19 protein-coding genes and 1 pseudogene are annotated in these 20,830 nt (G+C 63.0%); 8 read left to right on the top strand and 12 right to left on the bottom strand.

Annotated features, from left to right (window positions below; translation table 11 throughout):
* Positions 1-160: 160 nt before the first annotated feature.
* The 3 genes from CHB90_RS07810 to CHB90_RS07800 form a co-directional block, all read right to left on the bottom strand.
* Positions 161-658: an SRPBCC family protein gene (locus tag CHB90_RS07810; protein WP_089277310.1), complete on the bottom strand. Its 498-nt coding sequence runs from the start codon at positions 656-658 to the stop codon at positions 161-163.
* A 132-nt stretch (positions 659-790) separates the two neighbouring features.
* Positions 791-1,120, bottom strand: a complete 330-nt coding sequence (locus CHB90_RS07805) for an ArsR/SmtB family transcription factor (protein ID WP_089277309.1) — start codon at positions 1,118-1,120, stop codon at positions 791-793.
* A gap of 54 nt (positions 1,121-1,174) precedes the next feature.
* Positions 1,175-1,777: a MarR family winged helix-turn-helix transcriptional regulator gene (locus CHB90_RS07800; protein ID WP_089277308.1), complete on the bottom strand. Its 603-nt coding sequence runs from the start codon at positions 1,775-1,777 to the stop codon at positions 1,175-1,177.
* A gap of 164 nt (positions 1,778-1,941) precedes the next feature.
* Here CHB90_RS07800 and CHB90_RS07795 point away from each other — a divergent pair, with 164 nt between their 5' ends.
* The 3 genes from CHB90_RS07795 (at position 1,942) to CHB90_RS07785 (ending at position 7,890) form a co-directional block, all read left to right on the top strand.
* Positions 1,942-3,450, top strand: coding sequence for an MDR family MFS transporter (locus CHB90_RS07795; RefSeq protein WP_089277307.1), 1,509 nt, complete (start codon positions 1,942-1,944; stop codon positions 3,448-3,450).
* A gap of 53 nt (positions 3,451-3,503) precedes the next feature.
* Positions 3,504-7,019: a DNA polymerase III subunit alpha gene (gene dnaE, locus CHB90_RS07790; protein WP_089277306.1), complete on the top strand. Its 3,516-nt coding sequence runs from the start codon at positions 3,504-3,506 to the stop codon at positions 7,017-7,019.
* A 97-nt stretch (positions 7,020-7,116) separates the two neighbouring features.
* Entirely contained in the window at positions 7,117-7,890 is a 774-nt protein-coding gene (locus CHB90_RS07785; protein ID WP_141135819.1) for a hypothetical protein, read from the top strand.
* Positions 7,891-7,962: 72 nt separating this feature from the next.
* Here the strand turns inward: CHB90_RS07785 and CHB90_RS07780 are convergent, their stop codons facing one another.
* On the bottom strand, positions 7,963-8,169 hold the full coding sequence (locus CHB90_RS07780) for a SlyX family protein (RefSeq protein ID WP_089277304.1): 207 nt from the start codon (positions 8,167-8,169) through the stop codon (positions 7,963-7,965).
* A gap of 131 nt (positions 8,170-8,300) precedes the next feature.
* Between CHB90_RS07780 and hisS the strand changes: the two genes are divergently transcribed.
* Genes hisS through hisG form a run of 3 tightly spaced genes read left to right on the top strand, consistent with a single transcriptional unit; the run spans position 8,301 to position 11,544 of the window.
* Positions 8,301-9,773, top strand: a complete 1,473-nt coding sequence (hisS, locus tag CHB90_RS07775) for a histidine--tRNA ligase (RefSeq protein ID WP_089277303.1) — start codon at positions 8,301-8,303, stop codon at positions 9,771-9,773.
* On the top strand, positions 9,770-10,855 hold the full coding sequence (locus tag CHB90_RS07770; RefSeq protein ID WP_089277302.1) for an ATP phosphoribosyltransferase regulatory subunit: 1,086 nt from the start codon (positions 9,770-9,772) through the stop codon (positions 10,853-10,855). The genes hisS and CHB90_RS07770 overlap by 4 nt, the downstream gene beginning before the upstream one ends.
* Complete coding sequence (gene hisG, locus CHB90_RS07765) at positions 10,852-11,544, top strand: ATP phosphoribosyltransferase (RefSeq protein ID WP_089277301.1); 693 nt, start codon at positions 10,852-10,854, stop codon at positions 11,542-11,544. The genes CHB90_RS07770 and hisG overlap by 4 nt, the downstream gene beginning before the upstream one ends.
* 34 nt (positions 11,545-11,578) lie before the next feature.
* Here hisG and CHB90_RS07760 read toward each other — a convergent pair whose 3' ends face one another.
* Entirely contained in the window at positions 11,579-12,733 is a 1,155-nt protein-coding gene (locus CHB90_RS07760; RefSeq protein WP_141135818.1) for a hypothetical protein, read from the bottom strand.
* Positions 12,734-13,043: 310 nt separating this feature from the next.
* Positions 13,044-13,874, bottom strand: coding sequence for a glutathione-dependent disulfide-bond oxidoreductase (yghU, locus tag CHB90_RS07755; protein ID WP_089277299.1), 831 nt, complete (start codon positions 13,872-13,874; stop codon positions 13,044-13,046).
* Between the two features lie 97 nt (positions 13,875-13,971).
* Between yghU and CHB90_RS07750 the strand changes: the two genes are divergently transcribed.
* The gene (locus CHB90_RS07750) at positions 13,972-14,466 is read left to right on the top strand and encodes a YdcF family protein (RefSeq protein WP_089277298.1); all 495 of its coding nucleotides are present in this window, start codon (positions 13,972-13,974) and stop codon (positions 14,464-14,466) included.
* Positions 14,467-14,492: 26 nt separating this feature from the next.
* On the opposite strand, the gene CHB90_RS07745 is transcribed toward CHB90_RS07750, so the two are convergent.
* A complete protein-coding gene (locus tag CHB90_RS07745; RefSeq protein WP_089277297.1) occupies positions 14,493-14,876 on the bottom strand; it encodes a hypothetical protein in 384 nt (127 codons plus the stop codon).
* Positions 14,877-14,959: 83 nt separating this feature from the next.
* Positions 14,960-15,391: a DUF1489 family protein gene (locus CHB90_RS07740; protein ID WP_089277296.1), complete on the bottom strand. Its 432-nt coding sequence runs from the start codon at positions 15,389-15,391 to the stop codon at positions 14,960-14,962.
* A gap of 194 nt (positions 15,392-15,585) precedes the next feature.
* Between CHB90_RS07740 and CHB90_RS07735 the strand changes: the two genes are divergently transcribed.
* A complete protein-coding gene (locus tag CHB90_RS07735) occupies positions 15,586-18,087 on the top strand; it encodes an adenosylcobalamin-dependent ribonucleoside-diphosphate reductase (RefSeq protein WP_089277295.1) in 2,502 nt (833 codons plus the stop codon).
* A 427-nt stretch (positions 18,088-18,514) separates the two neighbouring features.
* Here CHB90_RS07735 and CHB90_RS07730 read toward each other — a convergent pair whose 3' ends face one another.
* The 4 genes and pseudogenes from CHB90_RS07730 to istB all read right to left on the bottom strand — a co-directional run.
* Positions 18,515-18,913, bottom strand: a complete 399-nt coding sequence (locus CHB90_RS07730) for a hypothetical protein (protein WP_141135817.1) — start codon at positions 18,911-18,913, stop codon at positions 18,515-18,517.
* Positions 18,903-19,253, bottom strand: coding sequence for a hypothetical protein (locus CHB90_RS07725; RefSeq protein WP_089277293.1), 351 nt, complete (start codon positions 19,251-19,253; stop codon positions 18,903-18,905). The genes CHB90_RS07730 and CHB90_RS07725 overlap by 11 nt, the downstream gene beginning before the upstream one ends.
* 317 nt (positions 19,254-19,570) lie before the next feature.
* On the bottom strand, positions 19,571-19,984 hold the full coding sequence (locus CHB90_RS07720; RefSeq protein WP_089277292.1) for a hypothetical protein: 414 nt from the start codon (positions 19,982-19,984) through the stop codon (positions 19,571-19,573).
* A gap of 630 nt (positions 19,985-20,614) precedes the next feature.
* Positions 20,615-20,830 (bottom strand): annotated as a pseudogene (gene istB / locus CHB90_RS07715) (IS21-like element ISPkr1 family helper ATPase IstB); the annotation flags it as partial.

The raw sequence follows: 20,830 nt of genomic DNA, 5'->3' as shown, positions 1-20,830 counted from the left end.
TGGGCCCCCGGATCGGTCCGGGGGGCGCGCCTTCGATGCGGCGTAGAAAGCGCGCGTCCCTGTTGTTCGGCGATCAGGCTAGGCGCGGGGGGGCCGGATTGGCAAGGAAAAATCACCGTCGTTCTGGCGGATGCTGCGGGTTCGCCGTTCCTTTGGGCGCTCAGAGGGTTTGAGCGAGCGCCTCCATCTGCCGTGCTGCCGTGCCCCAGCCGCCCTCAAAGCCCATGTCGGCGTGGATCTTGCATCCCGCGGCGTCGGCGTGTCGGACAGTGGCGATGTAGCGGCACCCGTCGCCTTCGGGCGACAGGGTGATCTCGACCGAGAAGGCAAAGCTGCCGGGTGCATCGAGCGTGACGGGGCGAAAGCCCGCCTGCATTGTGTTTGTCCAGACCAGTCGGCGATCCGGTTCGGCCACCAGAAAACATCCCTCGCCGGGCATGTCGCCCATGTCGGGAATGCGCATCACCGTGAAACAGCGGCCACCAGGGCGCGGGTCGATCACCGCCTCGACGGTCTCGACCGGTTTGGGGGCGAACCATTGCCGCAGCAGGTCGGGTTCTGTCCAGCAGCGCCAGACGCGCGCTGGGCTGGCCTGGATCAGCCGGTCAAGGCGCAGGTCGAGCGCCGGGTCGAAGTAAGTTCCGGGGGGTGTGGTCATGTTCAGGTTCCTTTTGCGGGCGGATCAAGGGGGGGGCTTTCGGCGCGGCGGGGCAGGTGATCGTGGCCGATGGTCAAGCCGTTGCAGGTGTCGTCTGGCAGGGCGGGGCGCCCCGTCGGGGTTACAATCCCATCAGTCTTTTCCAGGGTCCATGCGTTCGGCGAGCGCTGTCAGCCGGTCCAAACGCCCCTCCCAAAGGGCACGCTGCCGGGCGAGCCAGCTTTCCACCTCGACCAAAGGGGCCGCTTCGATATGGACGATGCGGGTGCGCCCGCGCTTTTGCGAGCGGACGAGGCCAGCCGCTTCGAGTTTGCCGAGGTGTTTGAGAAAAGAGGTCAGGGCCATGTCATGTCCCCGGTGCAGGTCAGAGACCGGGGCCGGGCCGGACATCAGCCGTTCGATCACCGCGCGGCGGGTCGGATCGGAGAGGGCACCGAAGAGTGTGTCAAGATGGTTAGCCATGTGGCTATCTTTTTCGATGCAAAGGGCCGCGTCAAGGAAAACTTATCCACTTGGCTAGGTGTCGTGCTTGGTGTCTGACAATCTGTCCCGCAGTGTAGCGATTTCCTCGACCACCGGGCCGGACGGGCAGGCGGCGCGTTCCGACCAGGCCGAAAAGCGGTCCAGCAAGGGCAGGAAGGTGGCGATTTCCTCTGGCGTCCAGTCCTTGAGATAAGAGCCAAGCACCAGAAACTTGTAACTGCGCACAGCCTCGATGGCGCGTTCGCCGGTGTCGGTCAGTTCCAGAACGGCGCGGCGCGCGTCCTGCTGGCTGACCGCGCGGCGGAGAAAGCCGCGTTTGATCAGGGCGCTGGTCAGGCGGCTGGCGCGGGAGGGGTCGATGGCCAGACGTGTCGCCACGGTCGAGACCATGGTTTCCTCGCCCTTGGCGTCGGCAAATTCATTCGACGGCGCGCGGACCGCCATCAGCACATCCAGTTCGGCCAGTTCGATTTGCAGGCCCAGCTCTGCGATTGCGCGCAGTCCGATTTCGCGCTTGAAGACCTTACGGCGCCAGACCTGCAGGATCGCGTCGACGTCCAGCGCCGCCTGCGCCACGTCGCTGCCGATCCCGGCGCGCGCCAGCTGTGCCTTCAGTCTGTCGTCCCGTGCGCTCATGCGACCCTCTGTGTGCGAAACCGCGTGCTTTCGACAAAAGCGTGCCGTTGACATGTATTTGTACTTGGCACATATCTAGGCCCAGTTCAGACCCGTTGCAATCCTTGCGCCTGCCCCGGACCTCCCGTGTGCGGGGGCAGGTTCGATGTTTCAAGGATTTTTCCATGTCTCTTGCCGAAGCCCCCGCCAGTCCCGCCATAGAGCGACCGGACCCTGCGACGCTGCGCCTTGCGCTGGTGGCGATTGCGGCGACGCTGTTGTTTGCCTCGCTTGGGCAGACCATCGTATCGACCGCGATGCCGATCATGGTGGCCGACCTTGGCGGAATGGATCACATCACATGGGTGATCACGGCGTATCTGCTGGCCTCGACCATTGGCGCGCCGGTGGCGGGCAAGCTGTCGGATCTGTATGGTCGCAAGGTGATCCTGCAGGGCGGCATCCTGATCTTTGTGGTGGGCGCGGTGATCTGCGGCACCGCCGGGAGCATGAGCACGGTGATTGCCGGGCGCGTGGTGCAGGGGCTGGGCGGCGGCGGGCTGATCGTGACCTGCATGACCGCAGTGGGCGACCTGATGCCGCCGCGTGAGCGCGGCAAGGCGCAGGGCTTTCTTGGCGCGGCCTTTGGCGTGTCGACGGTGATCGGGCCGCTGCTGGGCGGCGCCATTGTTGAAAGCATCGGCTGGCACTGGATCTTTTTCGTGAACCTGCCGGTTGGCGTGGTGGCCTTTGTGGTGCTGAACCGGGCGCTGCCGACGCCGGTCACACGGTCGAAGAAGAAGGTGGATTACCTGGGCGCGCTGTTGCTGGCGGCGTTGCTGGGCAGTGTCGTGCTGATCCCCAATGTTGCGGGCAGTTATGGCTGGGGTGGCGTGCAGACCCTTGGCCTGGTTCTGGGCGTTGCGCTGGCGCTGATCGGGTTCGTGTTGGTCGAAAGGCGCGCTCAGGAGCCGATCCTGCCGCTGTCGCTGTTCACCAACAACACTTTTCTGGTGGTCAATGCGGTGGGGTTCCTGGTGGGCATGGGCATGTTCGGCACCATCACCTTTTTGCCGCTGTTCCTGCAAATGGTGAAAGAGGTCAGCCCGACCGTTTCGGGCCTGTTTCTTGTGCCGATGATGGGCGGGCTGATCCTGTCGTCGATGGTGGCGGGCCGGATCATGTCGGCGACCGGGCGCTACAAGCTGATGCCGACGCTGTCGACGGGCGTGCTCGCGTTGGCGATGCTGGCGATGTCGCGGCTGGATGCAGGCAGCGCGCTGTGGGTTATCGGCGCGGTGATGGTCATGGTCGGCCTGGGTCTTGGCCCGGTGTTTGCCGTGGGCGTGGCGGCGATCCAGAATGCGGTGCCGCCGTCGATGATGGGGGTTGGCACGGCCTCGACCAACATGTTCCGGCTGATTGGCGGGTCCTTTGGCACGGCGGTCTTTGGCGCGATGTTCAGCGCGGGCCTGATGCGCAATCTGGCGGGGGCGCTGCCGGGTGAGATGTCTGGCGGGATTGGCGGGTTGGGCGCAAATGTGGTGCACGCGCTGCCGCCGGAAACACAGGTGCGGGTGCTGGAGGGGTTCTCTGAGGCGCTGCACCCGATCTTTTGGGCGGCGGCCGCGGCCGCTCTGGTGGCGTGCATTGCCTCGATGCTGCTGCGCGAGGAACCATTTGCAGAGGTGTGATCCGCAAGGACTTCGCGCTTTCGCACCTGCGGGACACAAGATACCGTAGCTGGATGGCTGATCCTCGATTCATTCACCTGCGTGTCCATTCCGAATATTCCCTGCTCGAAGGGGCCATGCGGCTGAAAAAGCTGCCCGGTCTCTGCGTGGACATGGGGATGCCGGCGGTGGCGCTGACCGACACCAACAACCTGTTTGCCGCGCTGGAGTTTTCGGTGGGGGCGGCGGGTGCGGGCGTGCAGCCGATCATCGGCTGTCAGATGGACCTGCGCTATGTCGATCCGCAGCCCGGAGAACGGGTCAAACCGCCCGCGCCGATCGTCCTGCTGGCCCAGACCGAGGCCGGGTATGAGCATCTGATGAAGCTCAACTCCTGCCTCTACATGCGCCGCGACAATGAGTTCCCGCATGTGACGCTGGACGAGCTGGAAAAGCACGCCGAGGATGTGATCTGCCTCAGCGGCGGACCGGACGGGCCGCTGGGCCGCCACCTGCGGCAGGGGCACCGGGGGGCGGCGCAGGCGCTGATGACGCGGCTGGCGCAGATCTTTGGCGACCGGCTGTATGTGGAACTGCAACGCCACGCGGGTGAGGACGGCATCCCGCCCGAGGCAGAGCGTTTGTCAGAGCGCGGTCTGGTAGAGATGGCCTATGAGATGGACCTGCCGCTGGTTGCCACCAACGATGTCTATTTCCCCAAGACTGAGATGTACGAGGCCCACGATGCGATGATCTGCATCGCGGACGGTGCCTATGTGGACCAGCAGGAACCGCGCCGCCGCCTGACGCCGCAGCATTACTTCAAGACGCCGCAGGAAATGGCGGTGTTGTTCGCCGATCTGCCCGAGGCATTGGAAAACACGGTCGAGATCGCCAAACGCTGTGCCTTTATGGCCTATCGGCGCGATCCGATCCTGCCGAAATTCGCCGACGATGAGGTGGCTGAACTGCGCCGCATCGCCAATGAGGGGCTGCAAAAGCGTCTGGCGGTGATCCCCCATGCGGTGACGGTCGAGAAATATCAGGAACGGCTGGATTTCGAGCTGGGCATCATCGAGGGCATGGGCTTTCCCGGCTACTTTCTGATCGTTGCGGATTTCATCCAGTGGGCCAAGGACAACTTTATCCCGGTGGGACCGGGGCGGGGGTCTGGTGCCGGTTCACTGGTTGCCTACGCGCTGACCATCACCGACCTTGACCCGTTGCGTTATTCGCTGCTGTTCGAACGGTTCCTGAACCCCGAACGGGTGTCGATGCCCGACTTTGACATCGATTTTTGCATGGATCGCCGAGAGGAAGTGATCCGCTATGTGCAGGACAAATACGGCCACGACCGGGTGGGGCAGATCATCACCTTTGGCGCGCTGCTGTCCAAGGCGGCGGTGCGCGACATGGGCCGGGTGTTGCAGATGCCCTACGGGCAGGTGGACCGCCTGTCCAAGATGATCCCGGTGGAGGGGGTCAAACCTGTCAGCATCGAACAGGCGCTGCGGGATGAGCCGCGCCTTGCCGAAGAGGCCAAGAACGAAGAGGTAGTTGACCGGCTGTTGAAATACGGCATGCAGGTCGAGGGGCTGTTGCGCTCTGCCGGTACGCACGCCGCCGGTGTTGTCATCGCCGACCGGCCTACGGACGAATTGGTACCGCTGTACCGCGATCCGCGATCCGACATGCCCGCGACGCAGTTCAACATGAAGTGGGTCGAACAGGCCGGATTGGTCAAGTTCGACTTTCTGGGTCTGAAGACGCTGACCGTGATCCAGAACGCGATGGACCTGATTTTCAAGTCCGGGCGTCCCCTGCATGTGGCCGCCGACGGCACACAGCTGTATGAGCCCGCCGAGGGCGCCGAGAACCAGATCAACGCTATCCCGCTGGACGATGAAGCATCCTACAAGCTGTACGCCAGCGCCAAGACGGTCGCCGTGTTTCAGGTTGAAAGCTCGGGTATGATGGATGCGCTCAAGCGCATGAAACCCACCTGTATCGAGGACATCGTGGCGCTGGTGGCGCTGTACCGTCCCGGCCCGATGGAAAACATCCCGACCTATTGCGAGGTCAAGAACGGGCTGAAAAAGATCACCTCGGTCCATCCGCTGATCGACCATATCCTTGAAGAGACGCAGGGCATCATCGTCTACCAGGAACAGGTGATGCAGATCGCGCAGGTCATGGCGAATTACACGCTGGGCGGCGCTGACCTGCTGCGCCGGGCGATGGGTAAAAAGATCAAGGAGGCGATGGACGCCGAACGCCCCAAGTTCGAAAAGGGCGCGGGCGAAAACGGTGTGGATGCCAAGAAGGCGTCCGAGGTGTTCGACCTTCTGGAAAAGTTCGCCAACTACGGTTTCAACAAATCGCACGCGGCGGCCTATGCGGTGGTCAGCTATCAGACCGCCTGGCTAAAGGCGAACCACGCGGTCGAGTTCATGGCCGGGGTGATGAACTGCGATATCCACCTGACAGACAAGCTGGCGGTGTACTTTGAGGAGGTCCGCAAGGGGCTGAAACTGCCTTGGGTGCCGCCCTGCGTGAACCGGTCACAGGCGACATTCGACGTGGTGGACGGCGAACTGGTCTATGCACTGGGCGCGCTGAAAAACGTCGGGCTGGAGGTCATGCGGCTGGTGGTGGCCGCCCGCGAGGACCGCGCGTTTGTCAGCATCTTTGATGTCGCGCGGCGTGTGGACCTTAAGAAGGTCGGTAAGCGCCCGCTGGAGATGATGGCGCGGGCGGGGTGTTTCGACGTTCTGGATTCGAACCGGCGGCGGATCTTTGACTCGCTGGATGCGCTGGTGGCCTATTCGGCGGCGATCCATGAACAAAAGGCCAGTGCGCAGGTGTCGCTGTTTGGTGAGGCCGGCGAGGATCTGCCCGAACCGCGCCTGTCGCCGGTGGCCGACTGGCTGCCCGCAGAACGGTTGGCCGAAGAGTTCAAGGCGGTGGGTTTCTACCTCTCCGGGCATCCGCTGGACGACTACATGCCGCGCCTGCGCCGGGTCGAGCGCACCGGCGCGTTCATGACGCTGGATGAGTTGACCCACAAGGTGCAAGGCAATGGCGCAATGGTGGCCAAGCTGGCAGGCGTGGTCGCCGGGCGGCAGGAACGCAAGTCGGCGCGCGGCAACCGTTTTGCCTTTTGCCAGATGTCGGACCCGACTGGCGCCTATGAGGTCACGCTGTTTTCCGAGGCTCTCGAGGCATCGCGCGAGTTTCTGGAAAGCGGGGCCAAGGTTCTGGTCACGGTCGAGGCAACGATGGAATCGGACCAGCTGAAACTGCTGGGCCGGTCGGTTGCACCGGTGGATGTGATCGTGGCCGGGGCGGGGGTGACAGGACTGCGCATCTTTGTCGAGACGGCGGATGCCTTTGGCCAGATCGCCTCTGTGCTGGGGCGGGCGGCGGAACAGATGCCCAAGGCCGCGCGCGGGCCGATCACCTTGTGCCTCAACGACCCGGCATTGCCGGGAGAGGTCGAACTGGATGCGGGGCTGGATTATCCGGTAACACCCGAGATCAAAGGCGCGGTAAAATCGCTGGACGGGGTGCTTGCGGTCGAGGAAATTTGAGGCCGCTGCGGGCTGAACTCAGCCAGTTGGCGAGACGGATGGTGGACGCGGACCCCTTGCGCGCGCTACAACCCCGTGGATTTGCCGGGAGAACGACATGCGCGCAGGCGTTTCAAGAGCCGGAGTGACCTTGGGTCTGGGCCTTTGTCTGGGGCTTCTGCTGTCAGGCTGCGCCGATCCTTTGTCCGATGTTCCGCGCTATAGCGATGTGCCATTGGCGGACGATACCGGGCAGGCGGATGCGCTGGCGCCGGATACGCCGCGCACGCCGGTAACCGATGACGCGCCGCAGCGCGGGCTATTGGGTCTCTTCGGGGCCAAGGCGGCGGCGGCGACCGGGGACGACGATGCGCCGGGGCCTGCACCGCGGCCCGGTGCACCCGACGCGCGCGAAGTGTCGTTGGGTGTCACGCTGCCTTATGGCGAGCTTGCCCGGGTCTGCGGCGTGCCCAACCGCAAACTGGGCAAGAAGATCGAGGGCTACCCCGAACGGGGCAGTCAATACGTCTTGTACGACAGCGCTCCGGGCACAACGGCACCGCATACATTCTACCTGACCGGATTCAAGGACCGTTGCGCGCGCCAGTTCACGGCGGCGCTGGTGATTTTTGGCGCTCCCGAGAGTTATGAGCAGTTGCATTACGGGCCGTCCGGCGCCGAACTGCCGGTCGCGGCCACCGACGCGGCCTATGAAAAACTCAAGAGCAAGGTGTGCCGCGTTCGCAAGGGCAAACCCTGTGGCAGCAAGATGCGCAAATTGGCGCGTGATACGGTTTTTGTCAGCGTTTATGAACGGTTCGGCAGCAATCCGCGCTGGAAGAACATCCTGCTGCATGACGGTGAAGTGGTTGCCGTCGATCTCAAGACCTGACGCCGCACGGCGCTCCTGCGGCCCTGCGGGCGCGCATATCGCCCCGCCCGCCGTCTCATGTGGGCGCGCGCGTCAGTAGTGCGGTGGGCGTTCATCGCCCAGCACGATCCCGCCGGTGCCATCGGATTCTCGCGTGGCCTCACGTTGTAGCAGCATCTCGACCCGCGCGGTCAGGCGGGCGATTTCACGGTCTTGCCGGGCGACCGTATCGGACAGGTCGTCGAGGGTCCTCAAGGCATGAGAGAGGCGCTCTTCGAGCAGGTCGGTTCTGTCATTCATGGCGGTTGCCCCTTTGCTGGCCTTGCGTGTGAGTATTTTCACCAAGAAGAAGCTGCAAGGGGGGTGTGCTTGCCCCTTCGCAGCCGAAGGGCTAGAGGAAGCGCGAACGCAGCGACAACCGGGGACGATCCATGGCCAAAGAGAAGAAATCTCCTCGCCCCAAGGCGCAGACGCCCAAGGGGTTCCGCGACTATTTCGGCCCGGAGGTGACAGAGCGGGCGGAGATGTTGCAGACCATCGCCGGGGTTTATCACCAATACGGGTTCGACGCGCTGGAAAGTGCTGCGGTGGAGACCGTCGAGGCGCTGGGCAAGTTCCTGCCCGACGTGGACCGCCCGAATGAGGGTGTGTTTGCCTGGCAGGACGAAGACGACAGCTGGATGGCGCTGCGCTATGATCTGACGGCGCCGTTGGCGCGGGTCTATGCCCAGCATCGCAACGATTTGCCTCTGCCCTATCGGCGCTATGCGATGGGGCCGGTCTGGCGCAATGAAAAGCCGGGACCGGGGCGGTATCGCCAGTTTTACCAGTGTGACGCGGACACGGTCGGCGCGGCAAGCGTGGCGGCGGATGCCGAGATTTGTGCCATGCTGGCGGATACGTTGGAAAAGGTCGGCATTCCGCGCGGCGACTATCTGATCCGGGTGAACAACCGCAAGGTTCTGAACGGTGTGCTGGAGACGATGGGGCTGTCGGATGACGCGCAGCGCGATGCGGTTTTGCGGACTATCGACAAGTTCGACAAGGTCGGTGAGGCCGGTGTGCGTGAACTGCTTGGCAAGGGGCGGCTGGATGCCTCGGGGGCGTTCATCGACGGTGTTGGCCTGACCGAGGAGCAGGCCGAACCGGTGGTGGCCTTCTTGACCTCTGGACGGCTCGACCCGGCGGATACGCTTGCCAATCTGCGCGCGGCGATTGGCGGCGCGGCGATTGGCGAAGAAGGTGTGGCGGAGCTGGAGCAGATCGCGGACCTGCTGGCGGCGCAGGGCTATGGCCCAGACCGCATCATGATCGACCCCTCTGTTGTACGCGGTCTTGGCTACTACACAGGCCCGGTCTACGAGGCGGAACTGACCTTTGAGATCTTCGACGAGAAGGGCCGCAAGCGGCAATTCGGGTCTGTCGCAGGGGGCGGGCGCTATGACGATTTGGTCAAGCGCTTTACCGGGCAAGCTGTACCTGCGACGGGTGTGTCAATCGGCGTCGACCGTCTGCTGGCGGCACTGCGCGAAAAGGGCCGCATTGGCGGCGCGGTGCAGGGCCCCGTCGTGGTGACGGTGATGGACCGGGACCGCATGGCCGATTATCAGGCGATGGTCGCGGACCTGCGCAACGCTGGGCTGCGGGCCGAGGTCTATCTTGGCAACCCCAAGAACTTTGGCAACCAGTTGAAATACGCGGACAAGCGCGGCTCTCCGGTGGCAGTTATCGAGGGCGGCGATGAGAAAGAGCGCGGCGTGGTGCAGATCAAGGATCTGATCCTTGGGGCAAAGCTGGCCGCCGATGCCAGCCTTGAGGAATGGAAAGACCATCCCAGCCAATACGAGGTGCCGCGCGGCGACCTGGTCGCGAAGGTGCGTGAGATCCTGGACCTGCACAAATGACACTTGCCGCGATCAAGACAAAGGCCGCAACGCTGAAGGCCGGGTTTGCGGAGGCGGGTGCGTTGCCGGTGGATTGCCCGGTCTTGTTGCCCGCTGAGACCCTGCTGGACCTGTACGGCGAGGATATCCGCACGCGCGCGTTCCTGACCCATGATCCGGTGCGGGGTGAGGTCATTCTGCGCCCGGATTTCACCTTGCCAGTCGTGCAGCGTCACATGGCCGAGGGGGCGGAACCCGCGCGCTACACCTATGCGGGTGAGATATTTCGGCGGCAAGAAGAACACCCGGAGCGGCCATCGGAATACCATCAGGTTGGCTATGAGGTCTTTGACCGCGCCGACCCTGCCGGTGCGGATGCCGAGGTCTTTGCCCGTTTTGCCGATGTGCTGGCCCCTTACGGGTTGCGGGCCGTTGTCGGCGATATCGGTATCCTGATCGCTGCCGTGTCCGGTCTGAACACCAGCGCCGCGCGCAAGGCGGCGATGATGCGACACATCTGGCGGCCCCGGCGGTTCCGGGCTTTGCTGGAACGCTACTCGGGCCGCGCGCCGGTGCCGCCGACTCGGGCCGCGTTGCTGAAAAGCGCCGATCCGTTGGCTGAGGCCGGTCCGGTGATCGGCCTGCGCGACCACGATGAAATTGCCACTCGTCTGGCGGCGCTGCGCGCCGACGCCGCCGAACCGCCGCTGGCTGCCGGTCAGGTCGATCTGATCGAGGCCTTGGTGCGGGTGTCGGAAACCTGCGGCTATGCGCTTGAACGGTTGCGCGACATTGCCGTAGACATGCCTGCGATTGCCGGTGCGGTGGACCGGCTTGCCGCCCGGTGCGATGCGCTGTCCGCGCGCGGGGTCGACGTGGGCAACCTGCCGTTCGATGCGAATTTCGGACGCACCTCGATGGAATATTACGACGGGTTTGTCTTTGGCTTTTCGGCACCGGGGCATCCCGACTGGCCCTTGGTGGCCTCGGGTGGGCGCTATGACGCGCTGACCCGGCAGTTGGGGCAGGGGCGTGAGATCCCGGCGGTTGGCGGGGTGATCCGTCCCGGTCTGCTGGTCGATCTTGAGGAGGCCGAGACATGAGTATCAAGCTTGGGGTGCCCTCAAAGGGCCGGCTGATGGAAAAGACCTTTGACTGGTTCAGCACCTATGGCATCGGCCTGACCCGCACCGGTTCAGAGCGGGAGTATTCGGGTCAGGTGGACGGCGTCGATGATGTGGAACTGGTGCTGTTGAGCGCGGGTGAGATCCCGCGCGAACTGGCGGCGGGGCACATCCATCTGGGGGTGACCGGCACCGATCTGATTCAGGAAAAGCTGGTGCAATGGGACCAAAAGGTCGCCCCGCTGGCGGAACTGGGCTTTGGCCATGCGGATCTGATTGTTGCGGTTCCGGCCTGTTGGGTCGATGTGGACACGCTGGATGATCTGGACGCGGCGGCGGCGGCCTTTCGCGCGCGGCACGGGTTCCGGATGCGGATCGCGACCAAGTATCACCGGCTGGTGCGCGCCTATCTGCACGACGGCGGGGTTGCGGATTACCAGTTGGTCGACAGTCAGGGCGCAACCGAAGGCACGGTCAAGAACCTGACCGCCGAGGCCGTGGCCGACATCACCTCGACCGGGGAAACCTTGCGGGCGAACCACCTCAAGGTGCTGGCAGAAGAGCCGGTTTTGCGGTCACAGGCGACCTTGTTCCGGTCGCGTGTGGCGGCGCAGTCAGAGGCGGAACGTGCGACCCTGCGCGCGGTCGAGGACCGGCTGGGCCTGTGACGCACGGGGGGCAGCGCGGCTGATGCCCGGTCGGTCAGCCCGGCTCAAAGCAGAACGTATTGCCCGACCCTTGGTTGAGCCAGCATGACCCGGCCATGCCGGGTGGCGGATCCCATTCCCAGAGTTTATTGGCCGAGCGACCATTGACGGTGGGTTTCCAATCCTGGATTTTTACGACCGTTTCGGCCCCGGAAGGCCAGCGGTAGCGGTGTAGATCAGTGCGGACAAGGTCCGGTGAAACGGTCTTGAGCCGGGCTTCCGTGCAGGGGTCTTCGTCTTGCAATGTGTCGCCCCGCCAAACGGTGCAGCGGCCGGTTGTGGTTGTATCAATGTCGGGTCGGCGAAAACGGGCGGTATCGACTTCTGCAAATGCGCCATCGGCCACGGTAACGATTGCGGAAAGGGGTGTGGCGCTAGGGAAGAACATGAAGGGCAACAGGTTGTTGTAGTCGCCGCCGCTCCAATTCGCTTTGGCAAACCAATTTGGATCACCGTGTTCATTGACGGCCCGCATTGCCTGCGCCTTGGGCGCAATTTCACCGGGGTTGTTACCGTAAAAGGACACTAGGCAGGTTTCAGCGGCCCCTTCATCCCCAAATCCGCCGATATGTATCGAGGGGCCATTGTCGATATCGTCGACCCGTGCAGGTTCATAGCCGTGCAGGTGTTCAGGTCCGATGGGGATTTCAGAAAGTGCAGCCTGCCCTGTTTCGCGACGGTGCGAATATGCCTTGGAGCACGCTTCGGCGGCATTCAGAAATGAGTTGGTCTCAGGGTGGACCGTTCCCACCACAGCGATACCCCAAAGCGCCGCGTCAAAGACGGTATCAACGTCGTACATTTGGGTCGGTGGGGTACGCAACAGGGTCGTCAGCAGAGAATCCGCCAGTTGCCAGTCTGCTTTGCGGGCGCTGACTTCGGCCAGAGAGGCGATGGCCAAATCATAAGCGTCGGCGATGTCTTTTTCGGTAAAGGAGCCTTTTGGAACTGGCAATGAAGGCGCGTGAAACCCTAGCCTGCCTCCTGCGTGCAACAGGCGTTGTGGTGAAGGGGGGGTGCCGTCATTGAACCACTCCAACCCTGCCAGAAACAGCACCGCGCAGGCCGACAGGCATTCCGCGTCTCGCGCAACCGCTGTTGGCACGCCCCTCTCGCGCAAGATGTCGCCGATCCTTGTGCCTTCGGCCAAACTGCCGCCGGGGCTGTTCAGGCAGACGATATGGAACTCATCGTCGCTTTGTTCAAAATAGGCAGTGACATGATCAGCGTCACCGGGCCGTAGAAGGCCCGAGAGCGTGGCGGTACAGCCCATGTAGGCATTGCCGCCTGCGGTGATGTCTGCTGCTGCAGCCGGATCAGCCGCGCCGAAAAGAGTAAGAGGAAAAAGAGCGGGTAACAGAATGCGCATGGGTGGAAACTCCTAGAATTTCCACCCACTTAAGCATGTGGCCGTGTCTGTCGGCCAGAGAAAATCCGCCAGTCCGGGGGCTGTGGCCGGTTCAGACCAACCCGTCGAAATCCGAGGCGTTGTGGCGTTCCTCCAACATTCCCTCACCTGTCCGGTTCACCAGACGGCCGCGTTGCACGGCAGGGCGTTCGAGGATCTCATCGGCCCAGCGGCGCACGTTGGTATAGCTTTGTACATCCAGGAAATCGCCTGCGTCATAGCTTTCGCCATGCACGGTGCGCCCGTACCACGGCCAGATCGCCATGTCGGCGATGGTATAGTCCTCGCCCACCATGAAACGGTTGTCTGCAAGGTGCTTGTCCAGAACGTCCAACTGGCGTTTGACCTCCATCGCAAAGCGGTTGATCGGGTATTCCATGGGGTGGGGCGCATAGGCGTAGAAATGGCCAAAACCGCCGCCCAGATAGGGCGCGCTGCCCATCTGCCAGAACAGCCACGACAGCATTTCGGCCCGTTTGGCCGGGTCGCCCAGGAAAGCGCCGAATTTCTCGGCCAGATGCATCAGGATCGCCCCGGATTCGAACACGCGGACCGGCTCGGGATCGGAGCGGTCCAGCAGGGCGGGGATCTTTGAGTTCGGGTTGATCTCGACAAAGCCGGAGCCGAACTGATCGCCCTTGCCGATGCGGATCAGCCAGGCGTCGTATTCGGCGTCATGTCCGGCGGCCAGCAATTCCTCCAGCAGGACGGTGACTTTTACGCCGTTGGGAGTGCCTTGCGAGTAGAGCTGGAAAGGATGTTCGCCGACGGGCAATTCCTTGTCATGGGTGGGCCCGGCAATCGGGCGATTCAAAGAACCCCAGGTGCCGCCATTTTCCTTGTCCCAGGTCCAGACTTTGGGCGGGGTGTAGTTTTCGGTCATGCTGTTCCTCCTGTCGCGTTGAGCAGACCGTACAACTCTTGCGCCGGAATGCCAGAGGGGGCTGGGCGGCGCACAGGGTCTGTGCGACTCTGTGGAAATGAACGATCTCTGCGACAAACCCCTTGCGCTGGTGCTGGGCGCGGCGGTGCGGCCGGGTGGTGCGCCATCCCCCGCCCTGGAGCGGCGCGCGCGTCATGCGGCAGCGTTATGGCACACCGGCAGCGTCCGGGGAATTGTCCTCACCGGGGGAGAGCGGACGCACCCCCCGTCCGAGGCCGAGGTCATGGCGCAGGTCTGCCGTGAGGCGGGCGTGCCGGATTCGGTGCTGTTCCTGGAGCGGGCGGCATGGACAACCGAGGACAACATGCGACTGGCACGACCGATCCTGCAGGCCTTGGGCGCGCGGGAGGTGATTGTGGTGACCGACCGCTACCACGCGGCACGGGCGCGACTGGTGGCGCGGCGGGTCGGCCTGCGGGCGCGGACTGACTGCCCGCGCCTAACCGGCGCTCCGCTGTGGCGCGTGGTACGGGCCTGGGCGCGTGAAGGGGTTGCGCTTGGCTGGTACTGGGTGCGCGGGGCAGGGCGCTAGGCCATTGCCCCGCAGAAGGCGGATGATCAGCCGGGGACAATGATCTCGATATATTGCATCCAGCCGTTCTGACCGTAGACGTTCACGACGATATGGATGTTGCCGCTCATGATGGCGTTGGCCACATAGGGCGGCAAACCGCGGTTGTTGACCAGTTGTTCCAGCCGACCCCGGTTGTTGATGTCGCCGAAATAGGGATCCCAGTCGTCGCCGTACTGCGAGATGCCGAAACGGTGATAGTTTGCCCTGTCCTGACGCAACACCTGCGCTGCGGACGACAGGCGCACACCGTTGGAATTGAACAGATCCTGCTGCCCGATAAAGGCGTTGTAGGATCCCATCAACTGCTGTGCCTGGGCGGCCAGTGGCGCGACAAGCACCAAGGTCAGGGCGAGTAAAAGACGTTTCATGTGAACCTCCTCATGACTGTATTCAACAATTGAATTTTATCAGACCGGGTCGGCATTCACATTGATACAAGCCAATCCTGACCTCAAAGGACGCCAATTTGTGCCAAAACGCCAGCCAGTTCGGGTGGCAGCGGCTCTTCGTTGGCGCGGGTTCTGGGCAGGTCGGGCGGCGCATCGGCGGGCAACAGATAACGCCAGCCCTGAAAGGCGCGCTTGGGCGCGGCGGCGGTGCGGATCAATTCGGGGTCAAGCACCAGCGCGCAGCGGTTGATTCCGTCCTGCCCGGTGACCGGGTCAAACCGCAGGATGCGCTGGCGGCACTGGATCAGCCCCTTGATCACCCAGTAGATGGAACCGCCGTTCAGCACCTCTTCCTCGCGACGCGGCCACATGCGCGTCACATGCCGGGGCAGTCCGTCATCGCCATGGGCGCGCCGCGTGCCTTGCCAGTCGATCAGGCTGTCGACGCTTTCGGTGCCGGCGCTGAGTTTGAGCAGATGGGTTGTTCCGGGCATGACAGGCCTTTCGTGTCCGGGAGATCATAGCGGGGTGGTGGCCGGGTTCAAGATCGGGGTGTCCGTGCGCAGATCCGGGGGCGCGCGGGCAACCAGTCCCTTTCCGCCGGACGTCAGGATATGGTACAAGGCGTCTCGCAATCTTCAACCTGTTGGATGGATTGCCAGTCTGCCACCTGAGGGAATCGCCTGACATGACGCGCTTTGCCGCCCCGATCGCACACCAGATATGGGACATGAAATACCGCCTGAAACAGGCGGACGGGACGCCCATCGACCTGAGTGTCGAAGACACCTGGCGCCGGATCGCCCGGTCGCTGGCCTCTGTCGAGGCTGATCCGGCCCTGTGGGAGGATCGGTTCTACACCGCGCTGGAGGATTTCAAATACCTGCCCGCCGGGCGGATCACGGCGGGGGCGGGGACAAACCGCTCTGTCACCTTGTTCAACTGTTTTGTCATGGGCACCATCCCCGACAACATGGGTGGCATTTTCGAGATGCTCAAAGAGGCGGCTGTGACCATGCAGCAGGGCGGTGGCATCGGCTATGATTTCTCTACCATCCGGCCCAAGGGCGCTCCGGTGGCCGGGGTGGCGGCGGACGCCTCTGGCCCGTTGTCGTTCATGGATGTCTGGGATTCCATGTGCCGCACCATCATGTCGGCAGGGTCGCGCCGCGGGGCGATGATGGCCACCATGCGCTGCGACCACCCGGATATCGAGGATTTCATCGGCGCCAAGTCGGATTCGGCCCGCTTGCGCATGTTCAACCTGTCGGTGCTGGTGACGGATGCCTTTATGGCGGCGGTCAAGGCGGATGGCCCGTGGGAGCTGCAATTCGACGGTGTGGTCTATCACACGCTGCCGGCGCGCGACCTGTGGAACAAGATCATGCGCGGCACCTATGACTATGCCGAACCGGGCGTGATCTTCATCGACCGGATCAACAAGGCGAACAACCTGAACTATTGCGAGACGATCAGCGCCACCAACCCCTGTGGTGAACAGCCTCTGCCGCCCTACGGGGCCTGCCTGCTGGGGTCGATCAATATGGCGCGGCTGGTGAACGATCCCTTTACCGGCGACGCGCATCTGGATGAGACCGCGCTGGACGACCTTGTCGCCACCGCCGTTCGGATGATGGACAATGTGGTCGATGCCTCGAAATTCCCGCTGGAGGCGCAGCGCCAAGAGGCGATGAACAAGCGGCGGATCGGGCTGGGTGTGACCGGGCTGGCCGATGCGCTGTTGATGGTGCGGCTGCGTTATGGCTCAGAGGAGGCGGCGCGTCAGACCGAGCGCTGGCTGAAGCGGATCGCCCGCGCCGCGTATCTGGCCTCGGTGCAATTGGCGAAGGAAAAGGGGGCTTTCCCCTTGTTCGAGGCCGAGGGATATCTGGCAAGCGACACCATGATGGCGATGGATGAGGATGTCCGCGAGGCGGTGCGCGCCCACGGCATTCGCAACGCCTTGGTGACGTCGATTGCGCCGACCGGGACAATTTCGCTGTATGCCGGGAACGTGTCGTCGGGGATTGAGCCGGTCTTTGCCTATTCCTACACCCGCAAGGTGCTGCAAAAGGACGGATCGCGGACCGAGGAAGAGATCGCCGACTACGCCGTGACGCTCTACCGCGAGATGCACGGCGCGGATGCGGAGCTGCCCGAGTATTTCGTGAACGCCCAGACGCTGGCCCCGCTAGAGCATGTGCGGATGCAGGCGGCGGCCCAGAAATGGGTGGATTCGTCGATCTCCAAGACCATCAACTGCCCCGAGAATATCTCGTTCGAGGATTTCAAGGATGTGTACCTTGAGGCGTTCGAGACCGGGTGCAAGGGCTGCACGACCTACCGGCCCAATGCGGTGACCGGGAGTGTGTTGAGTGTGTCGGCGGAGACCCCGGAGGCGACCTTTGGCGACTTTGGCAAGGCTCTGAAATGGCACATGGAAACCTCCGGGAAGAAAGCTTCGGAAGTCGCTGCTGAAGCGAAGGTTTCACTGGATGTCTTGAAAAAACTCATGTCTCGAAAGGGCAGTTCCACTAGCGCAGAAAACGCCATCGCGATTTCGGCGGCTTTTGGCAAGGAATTGTCGGAGTTCATGAAGGTACCTTCGTCGCCCGAAGTTGTCTCCAAAACCGAGGCCGAACCCCTCCAACCCCACGGCGACGTCGTCTACATGTCCGAACCGCTGGACCGCCCACAGGCGCTTGAAGGCAATACCTACAAGCTGAAATGGCCCGACAGCGAGCATGCGATTTATCTGACGATCAACGACATTATCGTCAGCGGACACCGCCGTCCGTTTGAGGTGTTCATCAATTCCAAGAACATGGAGCATTTCGCCTGGACCGTGGCGCTGACTCGGATGATCTCGGCGGTGTTCCGGCGCGGCGGCGATGTGTCCTTTGTGGTGGAGGAACTCAAGGCCGTCTTCGACCCGCGCGGCGGTGCCTGGGTGCAAGGCAAATACATCCCCTCGATCCTGGCCGCGATCGGTGGCGTGATCGAACGGCACATGATCTCGACCGGGTTCCTTGAGGGTGAGGGTATGGGCCTGAAAAGCGACCCTCAGGCGCAGGTCGTCAACCTCGATCAACCCCGCGGCCCGGCCTGCCCGAACTGCGGCCAATATGACCTGCGCATGGTCGAAGGCTGCATGACGTGCGGGTCGTGTGGGCATTCCAAGTGTCAATAGCCATCGGCTAGGTCCACTTGTTGTATTCTGACTGCCAATTAGTGGCCATCGGCGGACTTGAAATGTCCATTTCGCAAGCGAATAAGGTCAATCGGGTAAAAGAGCCTGATTTTCCGCTATTTCGGCCATTTCGCGCATGAAGGCGCTTTCGGCTCTGTCCTGAGGGATATGGGCACCGGAAACGGGCGACAGAAACGGTTTTCGGAATTTTTCTTGGACTTGGTTGGGGCGGATAACGCTATTGAATCAGTGGCTCGCAGCGGCTTTTGCTCACCGTAGGCCTATTCGCCAGGAAGCGCACGTCAGCGACCGTTTCGGAGACTTCCCGAGAAGTAGATAAGCAAGATCGGCAGGTATTGGACCAAGGAACGACACGCAAAAAAAAGGGCGGCTTTCGCCGCCCTTCTCCGAGGTGCTTACGAATTTCCTATGGTGATCGCCAGCACAGTAGCGCGCTCTCGATGCGCGCGTAGGCCCGTATGGCCTCGTGCCTCGAATGATGGCCATCGCAGTGTTGGTGACCGTAGATATCTGCGCGCGTATCTTCGATCGTGTAACCGAGTGCGACGAACGCCTCGTGCGCCGCTTCGGTCAGCCGCGCCGGATTTCTCGGCGAGGTCATGACGGTGACGCCGGCCATTTCACGGCCGACATGGATGTAATGCCGATCCACAAAAACGTGGACCCGAGACAGGCCATACTTTTCGACGAGCCACATTGTCACGTCGCAGATGTCCTGCTCCATCCCGAACCGATCGGGATAGACGCTCAGGCGGCGCTTGCGCGCCACCTGAAGGGCACAGCGTGCTCCTGCGTCAGTCGGCATGGCGGAACCGCACGAGGAACTCGCTGACGCGCGCGCCGTGCCACCGCGTCATGTCGGAGGGCGGCAGACCGCGTTCATGACCGATCCGATCGAGCGACGATGGCGTCTGGTCGGCCAAGATTCGCTGGATATCCTGAAGCGCGCCCTCGACGGCATCGGCATCCGGGATCGGCTGCCCGAAGGCGCCGTGCAGGTCGCAGAGCGCCGAGAACCCGCTTGGGTCGTCGAGCGCGTCGAGCAGGTCGCAGAGACTCGCGCCGTGACGGCGGAGGTGCTGCTCCGCCGCGTAGGCCGCGCCGAGGCGGGCCTCGGCGGTATCGAGGGTGGTCGTATTGAGCATGATGTTCTCCCTTTCATGCGGTGGCGGAAACGGTGCTGGTGTGCCTGATTCATCGGCGTCATGTTCCGTCGCGGGGAGAAGTCGGGCGTTGCAGGGTCCTTTCGGTTGGTCTCAAAGGCTGGTCTTCGGTGCTGGTGACGAGAACATTGGTCGTTCTTTTGGACGACGAAGAAGAAATTTTCCGGGCGACTGATTTTTTGCTCTTGCGCCTCAACGCCGCCGACGTTTCGAGACGATGCAATGCTGGGCATCCGGCCCTGCGGTCATCCCGGGACGTGACGCCGACCGCGCAAACTGCGCACGGTCGGTGCCGCGGTTCAGGCCGCGTCCTGCGCCTGCATTGCGAGCGCGAGCGCGTCCCGCTCGTCGTCCAGTTCGCCGATCTCGAGCAGGAGGTCATAGAGCCGGTCGGTGAGCAGACAGAGCTCTTCCACTTCTGGGCTTGCGGGGTCGAGGAGTATCCAAGACGACAGGTCCGGTTCGAACGCGTCGATGACGGGGTCGAGAGACAGGAGCCGATGCAGATCGACCAGCCGCCGTCGCGTCGCCCGATCCAGGCGCGACGCTTCGCGCAGTCCGGACATGAGGCGCAGGACGCGGGCGGTACCGGCCTCGCCGTCGATCAGCCCGGCGGCATTGCACAGCGCGGCCCCGTGCTCATCGAAAAAGGCGCGCACGGCGGCGAGTTGCGGGTCTGCGGACAGGGTCTTCGTTGGTAGCTTGCGCAGCATGTTGGGTCCTCCTCTGGTTGCGCGTCTGCCAATCGCGGCAGCATCAAGCCTGTCCGTTTTCTGGGATGCCCCTCCGTGTTGTTGCCTCGACGGAACGACCTTTCTTGGCCGTCAATCGAAATAGAGATTGGCCAACAGCCCGCGGCACGAAGAAAAAACTTCGGCTCTGTTCGACGCTGCTGCGGAATTGCTCTGCCTGGGTTGTCAATCGGCCCCATGACGCCGAATGACTACCTTGGCCCCAAGACCCGTGGCATTCCGCCGGGAGATCGGCGTCCCCGTCCGCATCGGCCACCTCCTCGGGAGCGCCGACAGGGATCAAGGAGAGCCGCCTCAGTGGGGTCCGCCAGAATATTCTGGTGTTGCAGGCCGGAAAATTTTTCTGCGTGCACTGGACCGTTCCATATCTTCGCAATGACGGACGGAATGAAGGTGCCGTTCAGGACCGCACGATGAGCGCAGAGAAAGGAGGCAGCGCGAAATCCGGCACGGCTGGACGTGTCAATCGGCACGCAATCCTGACCCCCTATCGGCGCCCAAAAATGACCCCCTTATTTTGCGCAGGGGTAGCTGGCCCGATGCGGTGTAGCCATCACACAGCGCAGCCGCGTCGGGCCAGCGGGGCCTGGGTTACTCCCTGGTCTTGAAGCGCCAGCTCTCGTTGCCGGTTTCGACGATGTCGCAGTGGTGGGTAAGGCGATCAAGTAGCGCTGTCGTCATCTTGGCGTCTCCGAAGACCGATGGCCATTCACCGAAGTCGAGGTTGGTCGTCACGATGATGGACGTGCGCTCGTAGAGACGACTGACGAGGTGGAACAGCAGCTGGCCGCCGGTCTGAGCAAACGG

The sequence above is a fragment of the Antarctobacter heliothermus genome (genome assembly GCF_900188425.1).
Taxonomy (GTDB): Bacteria; Pseudomonadota; Alphaproteobacteria; order Rhodobacterales; family Rhodobacteraceae; genus Antarctobacter; species Antarctobacter heliothermus.
The sequence above is the reverse complement of the archived record's forward strand: the minus strand, read 5'-3'. Positions and strand labels throughout refer to the sequence as shown.